This is a genomic window from Stappia sp. BW2, assembly GCF_008107695.1.
Taxonomy (GTDB): Bacteria; Pseudomonadota; Alphaproteobacteria; order Rhizobiales; family Stappiaceae; genus Roseibium.
In genome coordinates this window covers 86,172-106,859 of the sequence record NZ_VIRG01000036.1, presented here as the reverse complement: position 1 = coordinate 106,859, position 20,688 = coordinate 86,172, and the positions used below count along the sequence as shown (strand labels likewise).

Annotated in this window: 18 protein-coding genes; 11 read left to right on the top strand and 7 right to left on the bottom strand. The window is 61.4% G+C overall.

Annotated elements, in window-relative coordinates; genetic code table 11:
- The first annotated feature begins 119 nt into the window (after positions 1-119).
- From FMN63_RS00755 to FMN63_RS00735, 5 genes are all read left to right on the top strand, one after another.
- Positions 120-548 (top strand): YeeE/YedE family protein, encoded by a 429-nt coding sequence (locus tag FMN63_RS00755; protein ID WP_205513770.1) that lies wholly within the window; start codon positions 120-122, stop codon positions 546-548.
- Positions 549-552: 4 nt separating this feature from the next.
- Positions 553-987 carry a DUF6691 family protein gene (locus FMN63_RS00750; RefSeq protein ID WP_148582036.1) on the top strand — a complete coding sequence of 145 codons (435 nt, stop codon included), beginning with the start codon at positions 553-555 and terminating at the stop codon, positions 985-987.
- Positions 988-1,023: 36 nt separating this feature from the next.
- Positions 1,024-1,917, top strand: coding sequence for an MBL fold metallo-hydrolase (locus tag FMN63_RS00745; protein ID WP_148582035.1), 894 nt, complete (start codon positions 1,024-1,026; stop codon positions 1,915-1,917).
- A 138-nt stretch (positions 1,918-2,055) separates the two neighbouring features.
- Positions 2,056-3,726 carry a bifunctional protein tyrosine phosphatase family protein/NAD(P)/FAD-dependent oxidoreductase gene (locus FMN63_RS00740; protein ID WP_148582034.1) on the top strand — a complete coding sequence of 557 codons (1,671 nt, stop codon included), beginning with the start codon at positions 2,056-2,058 and terminating at the stop codon, positions 3,724-3,726.
- A gap of 93 nt (positions 3,727-3,819) precedes the next feature.
- A complete protein-coding gene (locus tag FMN63_RS00735; RefSeq protein ID WP_148582033.1) occupies positions 3,820-5,604 on the top strand; it encodes a SulP family inorganic anion transporter in 1,785 nt (594 codons plus the stop codon).
- Between the two features lie 226 nt (positions 5,605-5,830).
- Here the strand turns inward: FMN63_RS00735 and FMN63_RS00730 are convergent, their stop codons facing one another.
- Positions 5,831-6,313 (bottom strand): hypothetical protein, encoded by a 483-nt coding sequence (locus FMN63_RS00730; protein ID WP_148582032.1) that lies wholly within the window; start codon positions 6,311-6,313, stop codon positions 5,831-5,833.
- A 136-nt stretch (positions 6,314-6,449) separates the two neighbouring features.
- Between FMN63_RS00730 and FMN63_RS00725 the strand changes: the two genes are divergently transcribed.
- A complete protein-coding gene (locus FMN63_RS00725; protein ID WP_148582031.1) occupies positions 6,450-6,959 on the top strand; it encodes an MmcB family DNA repair protein in 510 nt (169 codons plus the stop codon).
- Between the two features lie 14 nt (positions 6,960-6,973).
- Here FMN63_RS00725 and FMN63_RS00720 read toward each other — a convergent pair whose 3' ends face one another.
- Positions 6,974-8,152, bottom strand: a complete 1,179-nt coding sequence (locus FMN63_RS00720) for an MFS transporter (protein ID WP_148582030.1) — start codon at positions 8,150-8,152, stop codon at positions 6,974-6,976.
- Between the two features lie 84 nt (positions 8,153-8,236).
- Between FMN63_RS00720 and FMN63_RS00715 the strand changes: the two genes are divergently transcribed.
- Complete coding sequence (locus tag FMN63_RS00715) at positions 8,237-9,199, top strand: GlxA family transcriptional regulator (protein WP_148582029.1); 963 nt, start codon at positions 8,237-8,239, stop codon at positions 9,197-9,199.
- Positions 9,200-9,304: 105 nt separating this feature from the next.
- Here FMN63_RS00715 and xylA read toward each other — a convergent pair whose 3' ends face one another.
- The 5 genes from xylA to xylF form a co-directional block, all read right to left on the bottom strand.
- On the bottom strand, positions 9,305-10,624 hold the full coding sequence (gene xylA, locus FMN63_RS00710) for a xylose isomerase (protein ID WP_148582028.1): 1,320 nt from the start codon (positions 10,622-10,624) through the stop codon (positions 9,305-9,307).
- Positions 10,625-10,649: 25 nt separating this feature from the next.
- Positions 10,650-12,101: a xylulokinase gene (xylB, locus tag FMN63_RS00705; protein ID WP_148582027.1), complete on the bottom strand. Its 1,452-nt coding sequence runs from the start codon at positions 12,099-12,101 to the stop codon at positions 10,650-10,652.
- Between the two features lie 150 nt (positions 12,102-12,251).
- Positions 12,252-13,019 (bottom strand): ATP-binding cassette domain-containing protein, encoded by a 768-nt coding sequence (locus FMN63_RS00700; RefSeq protein WP_148582381.1) that lies wholly within the window; start codon positions 13,017-13,019, stop codon positions 12,252-12,254.
- A gap of 24 nt (positions 13,020-13,043) precedes the next feature.
- Complete coding sequence (locus FMN63_RS00695) at positions 13,044-14,333, bottom strand: sugar ABC transporter permease (RefSeq protein ID WP_148582026.1); 1,290 nt, start codon at positions 14,331-14,333, stop codon at positions 13,044-13,046.
- A 137-nt stretch (positions 14,334-14,470) separates the two neighbouring features.
- Positions 14,471-15,502: a D-xylose ABC transporter substrate-binding protein gene (gene xylF, locus FMN63_RS00690; RefSeq protein WP_148582025.1), complete on the bottom strand. Its 1,032-nt coding sequence runs from the start codon at positions 15,500-15,502 to the stop codon at positions 14,471-14,473.
- A 269-nt stretch (positions 15,503-15,771) separates the two neighbouring features.
- Here xylF and FMN63_RS00685 point away from each other — a divergent pair, with 269 nt between their 5' ends.
- The 4 genes from FMN63_RS00685 (at position 15,772) to FMN63_RS00670 (ending at position 20,670) form a co-directional block, all read left to right on the top strand.
- A complete protein-coding gene (locus FMN63_RS00685; RefSeq protein ID WP_148582024.1) occupies positions 15,772-17,037 on the top strand; it encodes an ROK family protein in 1,266 nt (421 codons plus the stop codon).
- The gene (locus FMN63_RS00680; RefSeq protein WP_148582023.1) at positions 17,034-18,467 is read left to right on the top strand and encodes a di-heme oxidoredictase family protein; all 1,434 of its coding nucleotides are present in this window, start codon (positions 17,034-17,036) and stop codon (positions 18,465-18,467) included. The genes FMN63_RS00685 and FMN63_RS00680 overlap by 4 nt, the downstream gene beginning before the upstream one ends.
- Complete coding sequence (locus tag FMN63_RS00675) at positions 18,464-20,122, top strand: CRTAC1 family protein (protein WP_148582022.1); 1,659 nt, start codon at positions 18,464-18,466, stop codon at positions 20,120-20,122. The genes FMN63_RS00680 and FMN63_RS00675 overlap by 4 nt, the downstream gene beginning before the upstream one ends.
- 143 nt (positions 20,123-20,265) lie before the next feature.
- Positions 20,266-20,670 carry a RidA family protein gene (locus FMN63_RS00670; RefSeq protein WP_148582021.1) on the top strand — a complete coding sequence of 135 codons (405 nt, stop codon included), beginning with the start codon at positions 20,266-20,268 and terminating at the stop codon, positions 20,668-20,670.
- The last annotated feature ends 18 nt before the right edge of the window (positions 20,671-20,688 follow it).

The window sequence follows — 20,688 nt, the reverse complement described above, 5'->3', positions numbered from 1 at the left end:
GTAGCCGCCAGTTTCCTGAGGGGTTAGCTTCTTCCCTTTCCAGTGGCCCCTTAAAAATACCCCTTGATACTTTTTTCTTATATTCATATATTTGAATATATCGTAATCAAGGGCGCATCATGACTGACTTTACACCCCTTATGAGTTTCCTGGGCGGAACGCTGATCGGCATTGCCACGGTTGCCCTGATGGCTGTGCTCGGGCGCATTGCCGGCATCAACGGCATTGCCAGCGGATTTCTGACGACCCAGCTCAATCAGGACTGGGCGTGGCGCGCCGCCTTTCTGGCCGGCATGGTTGCCAGCCCGCTGATCATGCTGGGTGTGACGGGCCAGTTGCCGGAAATCACCGTCCCGTCCTCACCGCTTCTGCTGGTTGTCGGCGGTTTTCTGACCGGTATCGGCACCACCTATGGCTCCGGCTGCACAAGCGGGCACGGTGTCTGCGGTATCTCGCGCCTCTCGGCACGGTCCATCGTTGCCACCGTGACCTTCGTGATCACTGCGGGTGTGACCGTCTACCTGACACGACACGTCTTTGGAGGATAACGGCATGAAACTGCTTTCCGCTTTTGCCATTGGCCTCCTCTTCGGCTGCGGCATCCTGATTTCCGGCATGGGTGACCCTGCCAAGGTGTTGAACTTCTTCGATGTGGCGGGTACCTGGGACCCGAGCCTTGCCTTCGTGATGGGCGGTGCGCTTCTTGTCACGGCCATCGGCTATCGTTTGGTCTTCCGGATGCACACACCGCTGCTGGCTCAGGGTTTCACCCTGCCCACAACAACCGACCTCGACGCCAAGCTGATCGGCGGTTCGGCGGTTTTCGGCATCGGCTGGGGCCTCAGCGGCTTCTGCCCGGGCGGCCTCGTGCCGGTGCTCGGCCTCGGCATGGAGCCTGTGTTGACCGCCGGTGCTATCGTCGCGGGCATTTTGACCGCAAGATGGATGATCACCCTCGGCCATCGCCAGCAACCCGCAAAGGCCTGACCCGGCTCTGCCGGCAAAAACAAACGGGAGACTGATATGAGCAATTCGAACTATCCGGTCGACATGGATGTCAAACCTGACGTCACCCCCTTCTTCGACCCGGCCACCAACACCATCAGCTACGTGGTCAAGGACCCGGCCTCCAACGCCTGCGCCGTTGTCGACAGCGTGATGGATATCGACTACGCCGCCGGCCGCATCACCTATGACCATGCGGATCAGATCATCGCCTTTATCCGCGAGAAGGATCTCAAGCTGGAATGGCTGATCGAGACCCATGTCCACGCCGATCACCTGTCGGCCGCGCCGTATATCCAGCAGAAACTGGGCGGCAAACTGGGCATTGGTGACAAGATCACCGTGGTTCAGGAAACCTTCGGCAAGGTGTTCAATGAAGGCACGGAGTTCCAGCGCGACGGCAGCCAGTTCGACCGTCTGTTTGTTGACGGCGATGTTTATCAGATTGGCGAGATGACAGCCTTTGCCATGTATACGCCCGGCCATACTCCGGCCTGCATGGTGCATGTTATGGGCGATGCGGCCTTTGTCGGCGACACGCTGTTCATGCCCGACGGCGGGTCGGCCCGTGCCGATTTCCCGGGCGGCGACGCGGCAACACTTTACGACAGCATCCAGAAGGTGTTGGCGCTGCCGGACGATATGCGCCTGTTCATGTGCCACGACTACGGCCCGAATGGCCGCGACATCCAGTGGGAGACCACCGTGGGCGCCGAAAAGGAACACAACATCCATGTTGGCGGCGGCAAGACCAAGGAAGAATTCGTCAAGTTCCGGACAGAACGCGATGCCCAGCTCGATATGCCGAAGCTGATCATCCCCTCGCTGCAGGTGAATATGCGCGCCGGCAAGCTGCCGCCCGCGGACAATAGCGGCAAGACCTTCCTGAAAGTGCCGGTGAACGGTCTCTGATCGAGGTCTTCAACAGGGCCTTCCTGCGGGCCCTCTAACAGAACCGGAGCAGTCGGCCAGAGCCCCGTATCAAACACGGGGCGGGCCCCTGCGTAACCCGGTCTCGACTTCATCGCCGGGAGGAGGCGGACAGGACCCATGAAAGCAATCAATTCTCAGATATCGGTAGCTCCCCAGGTAAAACCCGAGGACGTGGCCGACTTTGCACAGCAGGGCTTTCGCTCGGTGATCTGCAACCGCCCGGACGGGGAAGGCGCCGACCAGCCTTCGTTCGAGGAAATCGAGGTTGCTGCCAAAAAGCTCGGCCTTGAGGCGCGCTACCTGCCCATCGTCGCAGGCAAGGTCGGCGATGAGGACGCAGAAGAGTTCGGCCGGTTGATGGAAAGCCTGCCGAAACCAATCCTGGCCTATTGCCGGACCGGCACGCGCTCGGCAACGCTCTGGTCGCTGTCGCAGGCCGAAAATCTGCCACTTTCGGATATCCTCACGAAAACCAAGGCCGCCGGCTACGACATGGCGGGGGTGGTGCGGCGCATCGCCAATGGCGGACGCACGCCGACCGAGACTACCGAGGATGCTCGTTTCGACATCGTCATCGTGGGGGCCGGCGCAGCCGGGATCTCGGTGGCCTCCAGTCTGCTTGCCCGCAAGTCGGATCTGGAGATCGCCATCATCGATCCGGCGGACGTCCACTACTATCAGCCGGGCTGGACGATGGTCGGCGGCGGCATCTTCAACGCGCCTGACACTGCCAAGACCATGGGATCCCTTATTCCCAAGGGCGTTCACTGGATCAAGTCCGCCGTCGCCGCCTTCGAACCGAAGGACAATGCCGTCGTTCTGGACGGTTGCCGGGTGGTCAAATACGGGCGTCTGGTGGTGTGCCCCGGGCTGAAGCTCGACTGGCACAAGGTGGAGGGCCTGGTCGACACGCTCGGCAAGAACGGTGTGACCTCCAATTATCGCTACGACATGGCGCCCTACACCTGGCAACTGGTGAAGGACATGAAGCAGGGCAAAGCGCTGTTCACCCAGCCGCCGATGCCGATCAAATGCGCAGGTGCACCGCAGAAAGCCATGTATCTCTCAGCCGACCACTGGCTGAAATCCGGCACGCTCGACAAGATCGACATTCAGTTCATGAATGCTGGCGGTGTCCTGTTCGGCGTGAAGGACTATGTGCCCGCGCTGATGGAATACGTGAAGCGCTATGATGCCGACCTCAACTTCTTCCACAATCTGATTGCCGTCGACGGCCCTGCCAAAAAGGCCGTGTTCGAGGTGAAGGAACCGGAAAAGGACGCGCGTCAGGTGGAGGTCGACTTCGACATGATGCATGTCACGCCGCCGCAGACGGCGCCTGACTTCATCCGCGTCTCGCCGCTGGCGGATGCCGCCGGCTGGGTCGACGTCGACCAGACCACACTGCGCCACAAGACCTTCGATAACATCTGGTCCCTTGGTGATGTCATGAACGCGCCGAACGCCAAGACGGCCGCGGCCGCGCGCAAACAGGCACCGGTGGTTGCCGAGAACATCGTCTCCGATATCGCAGGTCACAGCGCAACAGCGCAATATGACGGTTATGGCTCCTGTCCGCTCACAGTGGAGCGCGGCAAGATTGTCCTGGCCGAGTTCGGCTATGGCGGAACGCTGTTGCCGAGCTTCCCGCGTTGGCTGGTGGACGGAACAAGGCCAACGCGCACTGCATGGCTCCTGAAGGAGCGCATCCTGCCTCCCATCTATTGGCGCGCCATGCTGCGTGGCAAGGAATGGCTGGCCAAGCCTGAAAAAGTAACGGCAGCATAAGAAGCCCGGCATACGGGCCCCGATACACCAACCTTCAACACGAGCCGGCTTCCCGGCTCGTGTTTCTACCAGCCCCGACAAAGGCCAAGAAAAATGATCCGCCTCAAGCGCTACCTGCCCATTCTCGACTGGGGCAAAAGCTATGACAAGGAAACAGCGACAAACGACCTCGTCGCCGCCTTGATCGTGACGATCATGCTGATCCCGCAGTCTCTTGCTTATGCGCTGCTGGCAGGTCTGCCGCCGGAAGTCGGGCTTTACGCGTCCATTCTCCCGCTTGTCGCCTATGCCCTTTTCGGCACCAGCCGCGCGCTGGCGGTCGGACCGGTTGCCGTGGTCTCGCTCATGACGGCGTCGGCCGTTGGCGAACTCGCCAAACAGGGCACCCCGGAATATCTGGGCGCGGCGATCATTCTTGCTTTCCTGTCCGGCCTGATGCTGATCGCCATGGGGTTTTTCCGGCTCGGCTTTCTGGCAAACCTCCTGAGCCATCCGGTGATTTCAGGCTTCATCACCGCGTCGGGTCTGCTGATCGCGTCCAGTCAGCTCAAGCATATCCTCGGGGTCAGGGCGAGCGGGCATACGCTCTACGAAAACCTGGGCTCGATCTTTCAGCATCTGGGCGAGATCAACTGGATCACCCTCGCAATTGGCGTCTCTGCCACCGCTTTTCTCTTCTGGGTTCGCAAGGGCTTGAAGAAACTGTTGCTCGGCATGGGAATGAAACCGTTTTTTGCCGATATCCTCACCAAGGCCGGGCCGGTGGCGGCCGTTGCCGTGACCACGATTATCTCCGCCGCGTTTCAGCTTGGTGACAAGGGCGTGCGCATCATCGGCGACATTCCCTCCGGTCTGCCGGTGCCACATCTGCCCGGTTTCGACAGCGAGCTGTGGCTTGCCCTTGCCACTCCCGCGTTGCTGATTTCGGTCATCGGCTTTGTGGAATCCGTTTCGGTTGCCCAGACGCTGGCCGCCAAGAAGCGTCAGCGGATCGAGCCCGACCAGGAGCTGATCGGCCTCGGGGCCTCCAACATCGCTTCCGCCATTTCTGGCGGCTATCCGGTGACCGGCGGGTTCGCGCGCTCGGTCGTCAACTTCGACGCTGGAGCTGCAACACCCGCCGCGGGCGCCTTCACCGCTGTCGGTATTGCGCTGGCTACCTTGTTCCTGACCCCGCTGCTGACCTATCTGCCGCAGGCGACGCTGGCCGCCACCATCATCGTCGCCGTTCTGTCTCTGGTCGACCTTGACGCGATCAAGCGGACGTTCGCCTATTCGAAGAGCGATTTTACCGCGATGGCGGCGACGATCCTGATCACGTTGTTCTTTGGCGTCGAGCCGGGTGTGGTGACCGGCGTTGCCCTGTCGATCGCGCTTTATCTCTACCGCAGCAGCCGTCCGCATATGGCCATCGTCGGTGTGGTGCCGGGAACCGAGCATTTCCGGAACGTCGACCGGCACACCGTGGCCACCGGCGACCGGGTGCTGACGCTTCGGGTGGATGAAAGCCTGTTCTTCGCCAATTCGCGGTTTCTGGAAGACCGGATCTATGCGCTGGTAGCCGAAAAGCCCGACATCGAGCACGTTGTGCTGATGTGCCCGGCCGTGAACGAGATCGACGCAAGCGCCCTGGAAAGTCTTGAGGAAATCAACCATCGCCTGCAGGACTCCGGCGTTTCCTTCCACCTGTCGGAAGTGAAGGGACCTGTGATGGACCGGCTGAAGCGAACCGATTTCCTGAAGCATCTGAGCGGACAGGTGTTTCTCAGCCAATATGACGCGCTGTGCACGCTCGACCCGCTGACGGCACATATCTCGGAAAGCCGCACGCCCAAGAAGGCCGCGAAATCGAACCTTTGGAGCGGGCCGGAAATCTGATCCGGCCCTCTGGCGACAAGCGAATGATTACCTGACACCCCGCCGACAGATGGTTCTGTCCTTATCCCCTGCCTCATCCTGAGGAAGCGCGCCAGCGCTGTCTTAAAGGATGGGCGGCATATTCCGGAGCAAGTGGCCCATCCTTCGAGACGCCGCTTTGCAGCACCTCAGAATGAGGGTGTTGTGCTCAGGGCTTCCGGTTTCCAAATCAGGCAGGAAAGGAAGATCAATTGCTGTTTGACGATTGCAGGATCGGCACGATCTTTTCGCAGAAACGGAAATGGACCGGCGGTTTCTCGCCTTCCTGAACGATCAATCCTTCCGCGCCTCTTGGCTGCACCGTGACCAGTTCGATCGCCTCGCCGCCATCCGTCAGCAGGCAATTGATGGCTGCGCGCTGGGTCGTCTTGCCGCTCTTCTCGGCGCCATAGACCTGGCAGATGCGGCCCGGGGTTTCCAGAAGGCCACGATAGATGGCAAGCGTCGAGCCCGGCGGGCTCCGGTCGATCCTCGGCGCCGGGCAGTCCTGCTGATCGCGAACCCAGATGCCTTGTGCGAAATCCGCGAAACGCAGATCCAGAGCGCGGCCCTGCATCAAGGGTGCAGATTTCGGCACCTTGAACATCAGGTCGCCCTTGCCTGCCAGCGCAGACCCGCATGCCATCGCCAATGCAATGCCCACAAAGGCACTTCGTTTGAAACCGTTCAACCGCTACCCCCTCCCGGAGTGACAAGATCTGTCCGGAGTATCCAATGCGCCGCAAGATCGCGCATGTTGGCAGGAAAGGTCAATGTTGCTGGCGGCGAAACTTGCAAAAAACGAACAAATGTGGAACAAAATTCGCATGAAACCCGATCATCAGCCAATTGCGGGGCGGATCCAGCTGGATGACCCGCTCACGGATGGACGTCAGTCGGACACCGCGCTGAAGGTCTGGCGCGGAGCCGCGCGTCTTTTGCGGCAGCTCGATTTCGCCTGCCTGCCGGAAGTCACCCTGGCATCCGCCCGCCGGGCCGACCTTCTGGCGCTCGGGCCGAAAAACGAACTCTGGATTGTCGAGGTCAAATCCTCGATTGCAGACTTCCGGGCCGACACCAAGTGGCCGGACTACCGGCTTCATTGCGACCGCCTCTATTTCGCGACCCATCCGGATGTTCCGCTGGAGATCTTTCCCGAGGACGCCGGGCTGATTGTTTCTGACGGGTATGGAGCCGAGATCCTGCGCGATGCGCCGGAACACAAACTGGCGGCAGCCACCCGAAAATCCGTGACGCTCCGCTTCGCTCGCCATGCCGCACACCGGCTGCACAATCTGTCCGATCCGGACGGTGTGCGGCTGTTCCAGAGTTACTAGGGAGAGGCTTTATCTCAAGCCCTTGCGGGGGCTTGCCGAACCCGAAAGCGGAGGGCCAGGATCAATGCGAGCAGGGCCAGCACCGGCGCGGACACCGCAGCCAGGCCCGTCCAGCCTGTCCCGGCGTACAGCACACCGGCGAGAAGTGAGGCTCCGGAAGATGAAATCGCAAGAAGCGTATCATTTACGCCCTGAACCAGCGGCCTTTCCTCATCGCTCAACGCGGCCTGCAACAGATGCGTTCCGCCGATGAAACCGAAGTTCCACCCCACGCCCAGCAGCACGAGCGCTGCGTAGAATTCGAACAAATCGATGCCGGACCAAGCGGTCACCGCAGACCCGAACAGAAAGACCAGCCCCAGAACCGCAATTCTGGTTCCGCCGAAGCGGCGGATCAAAGACCCCGTAAAAAAGCCCGGAGCGAACATTGCCACCACATGCCAGCGAATGACATCGGCGGCCTGGCCTTCGGCGAAGCCGCACCCGATCATGGCCAAGGGCGTCGGGGTCATCAGGAGCACCATCATCGCCTGTGACAGCGCGGCAAGGCCGATTGCCCAGGTGGCTTTGGGGTTTTGCCTCAGGATCCGTACCGCACTACCGGCTCCGCTGCGGGCCGCTTTTACCCGCGATGCAGGCATCCTGAGCCAGCAGACCGGCACTGCCCCCAGAATTCCGAGAGCGGCGATTGCCAGATAAGCGCCGGCAAGCGGAGTTGGCGCCAGGATATCCTTTGCTTCGTTGAACAGTTGCGGCCCCAGCAATGCGGCCACCAGTCCAGACGCCAGCGTGAAGGAAATCGCCTGTGCCCGATGGCCTGCGGGAACAGCCTCGGATGCGGCAAACCGGAAATAGTTCACGCTGATCAAGGCGGCACCGAGAGCCGCATGGGCGAGGCAGAGCAGGAGGAAATTCTGCAGAACGAGCGCCACTGCCGCGGTGATACCGCCAACGACCAGACACATGGCGCCCAGCAGGAAGCCCGCGCGCCTGCCGAACCTTCCCATGAAAAGAGAAACCGGCGTTGCCACGATGATCCCGATCAGCATCTGCGTCGATGGCGGTGCGGTCGCGAGCCACTCCCGAGGGGCAAGCCAGCCACCGGCCAGTCCTCCGAGGATGATCAGCATCGGCATTGCCGACCCAAGCACGATATTTGCAAGAAGGATGAGCAGAAAGTTTCTCGTGAACATGTCGCAGTCCAAACCGGTTACGCGAGGGATTGCTCCTGTTTACCGGTTGAACCGCTTGTCTATAATGACATAGTATCGTCAATTATGGACAATTCACTTCGCCTGATCGACGTATTGCTTTTCGACGGCCTGAACATTCTGGATGTGGCGGGCCCTGTTCAGGTTTTCAGTTCCGCAAATGAGGACGGTACCGAACGCTATCGGCTGCGCTTCGTCACCATGGACGGTGCCGGGATTACGTCCTCCTGCGGGCTCCGCGTGCAGGCGGATGCGACCGCGGCCGTCGACGGCGACCGTGATCTCCTGATTCCGGGCGGAACCGGTGTCGATCGTGCCATGCACGACGGGAGTATCCTGGATTTCCTGGCAAAACGGTTTTCTGCATCGAAGGACGGACGGATTATCTCGATCTGTTCCGGCGCGCTGATCCTGGCCAATGCGGGTCTGTTGAGAGGCCGCAAAGCCACGACCCATTGGCGACGCGCCCAACAGGTCCGGCAGCAGTTTGCGGACGTGCTGTGGTCCACCGACGAGCTCTACCACATAGACGGCCAGGTGATGACATCCGCGGGCGTCGCCTCAGGCATAGATCTGGCGCTGGAAGTCATCAAGATCGACCACGGTAGCCCCCTCGCCCTTGCCGTTGCCCGCGAGCTGGTCGTCTATCTGAAACGAACCGGCGGCCAGGCCCAGTTTGCCGACCTGCTTGAAGCGCAGTTTTCCAGCGACCGTGAACTCGGCCGGCTGCTGGACGCCTTGCGGGACAATCCCGAACGCGACTGGACACTGGAACTGATGGCTGAGGTTGCCGGCCTGACGCCAAGGACCCTGACCCGGCGGTTTTCGGCAAGTGCGGGACTATCACCTGTGAAATATCTCGAACGCTATCGGCTCAAGCGGGCGGCGGATGTCCTGTCCGGCGGTGCGCCGGTGGGAAGCGCAATCCGCGTTTCCGGGTTCACCGATTTTCAGCAGATGCAGCGGGCGTTCAAGCGACATCTCAACACCACCGTCGGGGAGTACCGCGAAAAGTTCGCGGACGGCTGAAAACCGGTAGAGGCAAACCGCCGATTGCCCGCGGCCAGCCCCGAAGGAACACACATAAAGCCTGCATCCGGAGCGCCAATCGCGGCGCTCCGGATGCAGATCGGATCAGACGAACAGGTTGACCAGGCTTTCCAGGTATTCCTGCTTGCCGGATTTCGGCTGCGGTTCCAGATCGGCCTTGTGAACGCGTTCGGCCAGGGCCTCGAGCGAGGAACCACCCTTGAGGATGTCAGCGTTTTCCGGTTTCTGCCAGCCGGCATAACGGTCATCGACGAAGCCTTTGAGACGGCCGTCCTCGATCATGGCTGCGGCCCCCTTCAGGCCCCGGGCAATCGCGTCGGCGGAGCCGACGTGCGCCTGGATCAGGTCGACCGGGTCGAGAGACTGGCGGCGCAGCTTGGCGTCGAAGTTGGTGCCGCCGGTGGTGAAACCACCCGCCATGAGGATCTCGTAGTAGGCAAGCGCCAGTTCCGGCACGTTCATGCCGAAGTGGTCGGTGTCCCAGCCGCACTGGTAGTCGTTGCGGTTCATGTCGACCGAGCCGAAGATGCCAAGCGAACGCGCCATGTGCAGCTCGTGCTCGAACGAGTGACCGGCCAGGATGGCATGGCCCTGCTCGATGTTCATCTTGACGTCGTTTTCCAGTCCGTAGGCCTTCAGGAAGCCATAGACGGTGGCAACATCGTAATCATACTGGTGCTTGGACGGCTCCTGCGGCTTCGGCTCGATCAGGATCGTGCCCTTGAAGCCGATCTTGTGCTTGTATTCGACCACCATGTTGAGGAAGCGGCCGAACTGGTCCAGCTCCTGTTTGATATTGGTGTTGAGCAGGGTCTCGTAGCCTTCACGGCCACCCCAGAGCACATAGTTCTCACCGCCGAGGCGATAGGTAACGTCCATCGCGTTCTTCACCTGCGCTGCGGCATAGGCAAAGACGTCCGGATCCGGATTGGTGGCCGCCCCCGACATGAAGCGGCGGTTGGAGAACATGTTGGCCGTGCCCCACAGGAGCTTGATGCCGGTATCCGACATCTTCTTTTCGAAGATGTCTGCAATCGCGTTGACGTTGGCATTGCTTTCGGCAAGCGTCCGGCCTTCCGGCGCGATATCGCGGTCGTGGAAGGTGAAGAAGGGCATGCCCAGGATCTGGAACATCTCGAAGGCAACATCCGCCTTCAGTTTCGCCTGTTCCATCGGGTCGCCGCCGGCCGCCATCCAGGAGCGGTTGAAGGTCTCGCCGCCGAACGGGTCGGACCCCGGCCAGCAGAAGCTGTGCCAGTAGCAGACAGCAAGGCGCAGATGGTCTTCCATGCGCTTGCCGAAGACGACTTCATCCTTGTTGTAGTGACGGTAGCTCAGCGGCTCGGTGCTGGAAGGACCGGCGTATTGGATCGGCTGCAGATCGCCGAAAAACCCAGTGCTCATATTGTCATCTCCTTGAAAGTGTTTCCTAAAAGCCGGCTTGTTTGAGCGCCGGATAAAGCTTGCGCCAGCGCTCGTAACCTTCGGCGTATCTTTGTGTGAGGGCCGGGACCGGATCGATGCTGGTCTTGAGAGCGGGTTTTGAGAAAATCCCCTCGGTGGTGCCAAGCGCGGCCGCCTGGCCGAGCCTTGCCGCCCCGAGCGAGCCGCCAAAATCGCCATCCACCGGAACGTCGACCGGAACATTGAGCAGGCTGGCGATAATCTCCAGCCAGACCGTGGACCGTGATCCGCCGCCGACCGCCAGAACGCGATCGATGCTGGTGCCGGCAACGCTGAGTGCTTCCAGACAATCCTTGAGCGCGAAGGCGACACCATCCAGCACCGCGTGACAGAGCTCGGCATCGTCGGTTGCGTGCGAAATGCCGAAGAAACCTGCGCGAATGTCGACATCGTTGTGCGGTGTCCGTTCACCGCCGAGATAAGGCATGAAGGACACTGGCGAAGGCCCTTCCACCCTGCCAACCAGACCCGTGAGGTCTCCCGGGCTGCGCTTCAGCACTTTTGCCAGCCAGTTGAGACTGTCGGTGGCCGACAGGATCACGCCCATCTGGTGCCAGGTGTCCGGCACCGCATGGCAGAAGGCATGCACTGCGCTGTCCACGTTCGGCGAGAAACGGTCGTTGGTCACGAACAGCACGCCGGAGGTACCGAGCGAGACGAAGGCCGACCCCGGATCGACCGCGCCGACCCCGCAGGCCGAGGCGGCATTGTCGCCGCCGCCACCGGCCACCACCGGCGCGGCATCGATGCCCCAGCGGCCACACAGCTCTGCCTTGAGCGTGCCCGAGCTTTCAGAGCCCTCGACAAGGCGCGGCATGTTCTCGCGGGTCAGGCCCGTAGCGGCCAGAAGTGCGTCGCTCCAGTCGCGCTTTGCGACATCCAGCCAGAGCGTTCCGGCCGCATCCGACATTTCGCCGACGTAGTCGCCGGTCAGCTTGAAGCGGACATAGTCTTTGGGCAGCAGAACCATCTTGGTCCTGGCGAAGACTTCCGGCTCATTCTCGCGCACCCATTGCAGCTTGGGCGCGGTGAAGCCCGGCATGACCCGGTTGCCGCCAAGCGTCAGGAATTTCGGTTCGGCCTCTTCCAGCTCCGCGCATTGCTTGCCCGATCTGCCGTCGTTCCACAGAATGCACGGGCGCAGCGGTGTACCGGAGGAATCCAGAAGCGTGGCACCGTGCATATGGCCGGACAGGCCAATGCCGCGCACGGCCGCCATGGCCTGCGGCGCTGCCGCCTTGAGCGCGTCCAGAACGGTTTCGCAAGCGTGCCACCAGCTGTCCGGATCCTGTTCCGACCAGCCCGGATGCGGCCGCTCGACCGTCAGCTCCGCAGTTGCCGATGCGATCAGGGACTGGTCCTCGCCAAGAAGAATGGCTTTGACCGAACTCGTACCGATATCGAGACCGATATACATGAGGTGCGTTCCTCAGAATGAACCAAAAAGAATGCCGATGACCCCTGAACGGGCTTCGGCATGAGGTTCCACACCGTTTGAACAGGGGCCAGGCCATCTGTTCAAACCATGAGGAAGCCCCGCGGGCAAGAGCCCGCGGGTCCGGCCGGTTTATCCGACCACTGTATCGTCCACAAGGGCACCAGGACCCGGGGTCGCCCCTTCCGGGCACTTGCCGAGGATGATCATGCCGAGCACGTCATCGTCGGTGACGTCGGTGGTGCGGGCGGTGCCGACAAGCTGACCGTTCTTCATGACCGCGATACGGTCGCAAAGCTGGAAGACGTCGTGGATGTCGTGGCTGATCAGGAAGATGCCGAGGCCCTGTTTCTTCAGTTCCTGGATGAGTTCGGCCACCATCTGCGTTTCATGCACACCGAGCGCGGCAGTCGGTTCGTCCATGATCAGGATCTTGGCATTGAAATAGACCGCGCGGGCAATGGCCACCGACTGGCGCTGACCGCCCGACAGGGCTTTCACCGGCGCATGGAACTTTTTGAAGTTCGGATTGAGCCGGCCCATAATCTTGCGGGTTTCCGCTTCCATGGCATCGTCATCGACGAAGCCAAGCGGCGAGGTCAGTTCACGGCCGAGAAACAGGTTGGACGCGGCGTCGAGATTGTCCGCCAGAGCGAGTGTCTGATAGATCGTCTCGATGTTCTGCGCCCGCGCGTCGCGCGGCGAGTGAATGTGCACTTCCTTGCCGTTGATGCGGATCTCGCCGCTGTCGGCCTTGTAGGCGCCGGAGAGGATCTTGATCAAGGTCGACTTGCCGGCGCCGTTGTGGCCAAGCAGGCCCACAACTTCACCCGGATAAAGATCGACGGTGACATGATCCACGGCCTGCACCCCACCAAAGGAGATGCACATGTCTTTCATTTCTACGAGAGGCGCGTCCATGTCTTAGTCTCCCGTGCGCTTGCGATAGATGATGTCGACGAGGACGGCGATAACGAGCACCGTGCCGACGACGATGTTCTGCAACGGCGCATCGACACCGACCATGGCCATGCCTGACTGCAGCGACTGCATGATCAGCGCGCCCAGAATGGCGCCATAGATCGTGCCGACACCGCCGGCAAGCGCCGTGCCGCCGATCACCGCCGCGGCGATGACCCGCAGTTCGTCCAGCGTGCCGATGTCATTGGTCGAAAAGCCGAGGCGCGCAGCTGCGACGGCCGCGGCGAGCGCGCTGAGGCCGCCCATGATGGCAAACACCTTGACCGTCAGGAACCGGGTGTTGATGCCGGACAGCTCCGCAGCATCCGGATTGCCACCGGTTGCGAAGATGTAGCGTCCGAGGCGCGTGCGGCGGGCAACAATGGTCATGATCACGGTGACCACGATCAGAAGCAGCACCGAATAGGGAATGCCGTAGCCCATGACCAGGCCTTCCGGCATGGTTTCGCCGTTAGCCTGGAAGATGCGTTTGAGGCGCGCCGTGGGAATGTCATAGGAATTCAGCACCCAGACGAACCCAAGAATGGCTGCGGTCGTGATGACGCCCATGGTGATCTCGGCCCAACCGGGTTTGACCGGGAAGCCGTGCGCGGCCTTGCGGCGGCGCGAGGAGACCTGCATCCACAAGGCTGCGGCCACGGCCAGAATACCGAAGATCCACGATCCCGTTTCCCCCATGGTGCCGCCAATGCCGCCGATCTTGGTGAAGGTTTCGTCGAGCGGGCCGATCGTCTGGCCGGAGGTGATGAACCAGGCAACGTTGCGCCAGACCAGCAGGCCGCCGAGCGTAACGATGAAAGCCGGAATGCCGAGATAACCGATCATCCAGCCCTGAAACGCGCCGATCAGCACACCGACGACCACACCGGCCAGAATGGCCAGGATCCAGATGGTCGGATTGCCGAGCCCCAGGAGCGGCGGCAGGACATCGGTCTGGACCACCGCCATGACGGCCGCAACGGTTGCCAGCACGGAGCCGACCGACAGATCGATGTGGCGGGTGACGATCACGAACACCATGCCGGTGGCCATGATGGCGACGGACACGGTCTGGATCGTGAGGTTGAAGATGTTGCGCGGCGTCAGGAACCGGCCATCGGTGATCACATTGAACACCAGGCACAGGACGATGAACGCCCCGATCATGCCGAGAAGCCGGGTGTCGAGCTGCAATGCGGCAAACAAGTTTCGTGCTGTCGGGCTTTTCTGCCCTGACAGAGCGGTGTCAGACATAGAGGTTACTCCTGCTTGGAGACCATTACGCTTACGCATCGGGTGGCCCATCCCGGGGTGCGGCTTCTTCAGCAGCAGTCCTTGTTGTTACGGCCCCGGTTTAGAATAACCGGGGCCGCACATTAAGCGTAGTGTTATTAGTTACAGGGAGCCGGGCCGTTTTCAACGCCCTGGCACAGATCGTCCTTGGAGATCCAGCCTGCATCAACCACAGCCGTCAGGTTGTCCTTGGTGACCGGGAGCGGTGCCAGGAACTTGGCGGTCAGCTCGGTGCCGTCCGGAGACGTCCAGGTCTGCGCGCCGTCGACGGCGGACATTTCGGTGCCATCGGCCAGCGAAACGGCGATTTCACCGGCCGCCTTGCCGAGTTCACGAGCGTCTTTCCATACGGAAACGGTCTGGGTGCCCTTTGCAACACGGTTCAGCGCGGCGTGATCGCCGTCCTGACCGGAGACCGGAATGCCGTCCATGCCCTGCGCGGTCAGAGCGGCAACTACACCACCGGCCGTGCCATCGTTGGAGGCAACAACTGCATCGACCTTGTTGTCGTTTGCAGTCAGGATCTGTTCCATGTTGCGCTGCGCATTCGCCGGCAGCCAGCCATCGGTGTAGGCTTCGCCAACGATCGTCACGTCACCAGCGTCGATTGCGGGCTGCAGGATTTCCTGCTGACCACCGCGGAGGAAGTCCGCGTTCGGGTCAGTCGGCGATCCTTTGATCATGACGTAGTTGCCCTTCGGCGCAGCGGCCAGAACGGCACGGGCCTGCATACGGCCGACTTCGACGTTGTCGAAGGTCAGGTAGAAGGCGCGCGGATCGTCGATGAGACGGTCGTAACCGACGACCGGAATGCCTTCATCGGCGGCAGCCTGCACAGCCGGGCCGATTGCCTGGGAATCCTGAGCCAGGATGATAAGGGCGTTCGCACCCTGTGCGATCAGCGCCTCAACGTCGGAAAGCTGTTTTGCGGAAGAGCTCTGGGCATCGGCGGAAATATACTTCGCGCCGGCAGCTTCCAGTGCGCCCTTGATGGCGGCTTCGTCGGTCTTCCAGCGTTCTTCCTGGAAGTTGGACCAGCTCACGCCGACAACAATGTCTTCTGCATGGGCAAGGTTCAGTGCGGTTGCGGACAGCAGAACACCCGCCAGCAAAGTGGTGATTTTACGCATTGCGATGTTTCCTCCAGTCGGCACATCCCACGTCGGACGGATGTGCCAGAAATGCGTCGATGTCGAAGCGCCTTTTCGAGGCGCCTTTAGATAGGACAGCCTTATTGTTATTTTTTTTGGTACCCGAAAAAAAGTTGCAGGAAAGCGTTGCTCCTGTCAACATGGTTTTGCAAAACACTGTTCCGCAGGGTTTGAAACACCCGGTGAGAACCAGGAAAACCGGGAGAAACCCGGGGCAGAGGAAACACCGTGGGAAGAGCTGAGCGAGCATGAAACGCAAGGCGGACCGGGACCAGATCCGGCGGCAAAACAGAAGTATTGTTCTACAGGCCCTGCGCCGGAACGGCCCTATGGCCCGGATAGATCTCGGCCAGACGACGCGGCTGAGTCCGGCGACAGTGACGGCCATTACCTCCGACCTTCTTGAGCAGGAACTGATCCTGAGCCTGGAGAGCGAGGAACCGAAAACGCCACAGGCGCGCGGCCGGCCACGCACCCTTTTGAAACTCAATCCGGACGTCGTTTACACGATTGGCGTGCGTCTTTCGGTGAACAACATCGACCTTGCCCTGGTGAATTTCGCCGGCGAGGTGGTGCGCAGCGAGCGCTGCCATTTCGACAGCGCCACGGAAGATGCCGACAGCTTTCCCGAAACGCTGATTGGCACAATTCGGCAGTTCCTCGATGAAGCCGGGATAAGTTCCTCGCGGGTTCGGGAGATTGGCGTTGCGGCGCAGGGCGTCGTTGAAACGGAAACAGGTGTCGTGGCCTGGAGCCCCGCCTTTGCCGGACGCAAGATCCCGGTCGTCGGACCATTGCACGAAGCCTTTGGCGCGGATTGCTACATTTCCAACGATACCAACATGATCACCGAAGCGCTGCACTGGTCGGATCCGGCACGCTACAGCGGCACCTTCGCCGTCATCATGCTCGATTACGGTGTCGGCATGGGTCTTTACCTCGACAATCGGCTGTTTTCCGGTGCAAGCGGCACGGCAGCGGAATTTGGCCATGCCAACCATCTGCCCGGCGGCGCCCTCTGCCGCTGCGGCAAGAAGGGGTGCCTCGAGGCCTATCTGTCCGACTATGCGCTGGTGCGCGCGGCCTCGCACCTGCCGGAAAACACGGATCCGGGCACCATCAAGGCAGGCGTCAGCGGCCTTGCCCGGCTGATCGAACTGGCCAGCTCCGGTGACAAGGATGCCTGCGGTGCCTTTCATGAGGCTGGCCGGGTTCTTGGCTACGGTCTTGCCCGGGTGATCGCGATGATCGACCCAAAGCGCATTGTGCTGACCGGTGCGGCCATGCGCGCCTTCTGCTTCATGGAAAAGGGCATGTGGGAAGGTCTGGAGGAAGCTCTGGTCGCCGACCTGAGAAACAATTTCTCCCTGGATGTGATGCCGTGGAACGAGGATTTCATCCGCAGTGGTCTGATCGCCCAGTCCATGGAGCGTCTCGACAAGGATTTTCGGGGCAACGCGACATCGCTTTCAGACCGTATCGCCCGGCTTGACGGCAAGGAGGCGACCGCATGACCGGCCTGTTCCGTCCGGCGGTTTCCACCCTTGCCCTCAGCCTTTCCTTCGGCCTCGCCCTTTCCGCTGCCACGCACGCCGACCCTGCGCCGTGGAGTGAACGCGCGATCAAAGAAGATGTCGACATCGATGCGCTGGCGCAATCCGGCGAGGATGCGATCGAGGTGCTGCAGCCGCTCGGCAAAGAGCTTTTCAAGGCCAAGTTCACCACGCTGGATGGCGCGGGCCGTCCGGAGGCGACGGCGGCCATCGTGCCCACGAAAGTGCGCCGCAAGTCCCCCCAGGCATTCCAACGCCTTGCTGGAATGGACGCCAATTCCTGTTCGTCTTGCCACAATGAACCTGTCATCGGTGGCTCCGGTGCGTTCACCGCCAATGTGTTCGTGTCTGAAGGGTTCGAAAGCGCTGACTTCGACACGATCGATCCGCAGTTTTCCAACGAGCGCAACACGGTTGCGGTTCAGGGGGCCGGGTTGATCGAGCTGCTTGCCCGGGAAATGACCACGGACCTGCGCCGACAGCGGACCGAGCTGCTGGTCCGGGCACGGGCGAGCGGCCAGGAAGAGGCCGTCAGCCTGAAGACAAAAGGTGTTTCCTTCGGCCAGCTGACCGCTTTTCCGGACGGAACCCTGGACGTTTCCCGCCTCGACGGGATCGACGATGACCTGACCGTACGGCCCTTCAGCCAGAAGGGCGTCTTTGCCTCTCTTCGCCAGTTCACGGTGAATGCCAGCAACGATCACCACGGCATGCAGGCCGCCGAGCGGTTCGGCGCCGTGTGGACGGGTACGGACGATTTCGACGGTGACGGCCATACGAACGAAATATCGCCCGGCCAGATCTCGGCGCTGGTTGCCTTTCAGGCGACCCTTCCGGCTCCGACGCGAAAGCAGGATCTGCCGGATGTCTGGCAGGACGCCGCTGACAAAGGCGAGACGCTCTTTGGAGCAATTGGCTGCAGCGCCTGCCACATTCCCGAACTGCCGCTTGAAAGTCTCATCTTTCAGGATCCGGGTCCGTTCGACACCGCCGGCACCTTGCGCCAGAGCGATGTGACGGCGCCGCTGGACCTTGATCTCGGCACGCTGGACTGGGTCAAGGCCCTGCCGCGGGACGACCAGGGCCGCGTGCTGGTTCCCCTTTATGGCGACCTGAAGCGCCACACGATTGCCGATGCAGCCAACGACACCTTCGGCAACGAACTTCTGGCCCAACGCTTCGTTGCCCGCGACGTGTTCCTCACCTCCGAGCTATGGGGGATCGGCAGCACCGCCCCCTACGGACACCGAGGCGATCTCACGACGCTGCATGAGGCCATTCTCGCCCATGGCGGCGAGGCAACCGACAGCCGCAAGGCCTATGCCGATCTGACGGAAACCGAACAGCAGACGATCATCGCCTTCCTGCGCAGTCTGGAGATCGCCGAATGAAACGGTTCGCTCTTTCCGTAGCCGGCGTGTTGCTGGGGGTGTCCGCTGCTGCGCCCGCTCTGGCAGACGATACCCGGCAGACGTCCGTTGCGCCCGTTCCTACGTTTGTGGAAGAGGCCGCCGCTGCGGGCATCGAACACAGTTATGACGGTGCTTGGGAATTCTTCGTCGGTGGCGGCACCGCGATTTTCGATTGCGATGGCGACCGCAAGCCGGATCTGTTCTTTGCTGGCGGCAAGAACCCGGCGCAGCTTTACCGTAATGAAAGCCGCGTCGCGGGGCCGCTGACGTTCACAGCTCTGGACACCGGCCTCAGCGACAAGCAGGCGAAGGGCGTGCTCGGCGCCTATCCGCTGGACGTCAACAACGATGGCCTTCTGGATCTTGTCGTCCTGCGTCTGGGGGAAAACCTGATCCTGGAAGGCAAGGGCGCCTGCACCTTCGAGGTTGCCAACCGCGCACTCAGGTTTGACGGCGGCCGCGAATGGAGCACCGCCTTTTCCGCCACCTACGAACCCGGGCTCGACTACCCGACGCTCGCCTTCGGCAATTATGTCGACCGCTCCGCCCCCGGCTCGCCCTGGGGCACCTGCCACGACAACTTCCTGTTCCGGCCGGAAAAGGCGGAAGACGGCAGCGTGCGCTATCCGGAGGCAACCCGCCTCACGCCCGGCTATTGCAGCTTGTCGATGCTGTTTACCGACTGGAACCGTTCCGGCGAGCCGTCGCTCAGAATCTCCAATGACCGGCAATACTATCGCGGGGGTGAAGAGCAGCTCTGGGCCGTTCCACCCGGCCGCCCGCCTCGCCCCTATCGCAAGTCCGATGGCTGGCAACACCTGAAGATCTGGGGCATGGGCATTGCCTCCATCGACCTCGACGTCGACGGGTTTCCCGAATATGCGCTCACCAGCATGGGCGACACCAAGCTGCAGAAGCTCGATCCGGAATCGGACGAGACGGTGCCGGTCTATCAGGACATTGCCTTCGATCTCGGCGTCACCGCTCACAGGCCCTATGCGGGAGAAGACCTGAAACCTTCTACCGGCTGGCACTCGGAGTTTCAGGACGTCAACAACGACGGGCTCTGGGATCTGTTCATCGCCAAGGGCAACGTGGAAGCGATGCCTGACTTTGCCGCTTATGATCCGGACAATCTGCTGCTCGGCCAATGGGACGGGCAGTTTGTGGAGACCGGCGATACAGCCGGGATCGCACTGAACCGGCGTGGCCGCGGCGCGGGACTTGCAGACTTCAACGCGGATGGATTGATGGATCTGGTGGTCGTGAACCGCTCCGGTCCGGTCAGCCTGTTCCGGAACGTTGGCCAGGGTACGGCTGACGAACCAAAGCAGCTGGGCAACTGGCTGGCCGTCGAAGTGCGCCAGCCGGGCAAGCCCAATGCCCGCGCTGTCGGTGCCAAGATCAGCGTCAAAACGGGAAACCGCACTGTCACCAAGGACATTCAGGTGGGGGCGGGCCATGCATCCGGCCAGATGGGCTTCGTTCATTTCGGCCTGGGCGTGGCGGAGCGCGCCAATGTGCGCATCAAGTGGCCCGATGGCGACTGGAGCCACGGCTACCGCGTCTTTGCCAACGGTCACGTGATCATCGAACGCGGTGCGGAAAAGGCAAAACTCTGGTACCCGGAATAGATCCCGGCACAAGATCATTCCGGGCGCGCGCCGCTGTGCTGCACGGCCAGTACAAACTCAGAAAAGTTGCATTTTTTCAATGACTTTCCGGTCCTTTTGCCGGAACATATGGGACAGATGCAACTTCCGGAGTTTCCCCGATCATGGCCGGTCCAACCGACAAGAAACCCTTCAATCCGCCTTCCGTCCGCACGCCCTTCGGACAGTATAATCACGGCCTTTACGTGCCGCCGGGCGCCAGCCTGCTGGTGACCTCCGGCCAGCTCGGTATCGCGCCTGATGACACGATCCCGCCGGACGTGACCGGTCAGGCCGAAATCTGTTTTGAAGCCATCGCCGCGATCTTGAAAGAGGCGGACATGAGCTTTGACGATGTTATCCGCATTTCCGGCTTCGTGACGCGGCGAGAGGATTTCGCCGACTATATGGCCGTCCGCGACCGCTACACCGGAGCGCTGAAACCGGTCTCGACCCTTTTGGTGGTCGGCGGTTTCACGCGCCCGGACTTTCTGGTGGAAGTGGAAGTGACGGCGGCGAAGGTCTTTTAGCCAGAGCCGCCCGGAGCG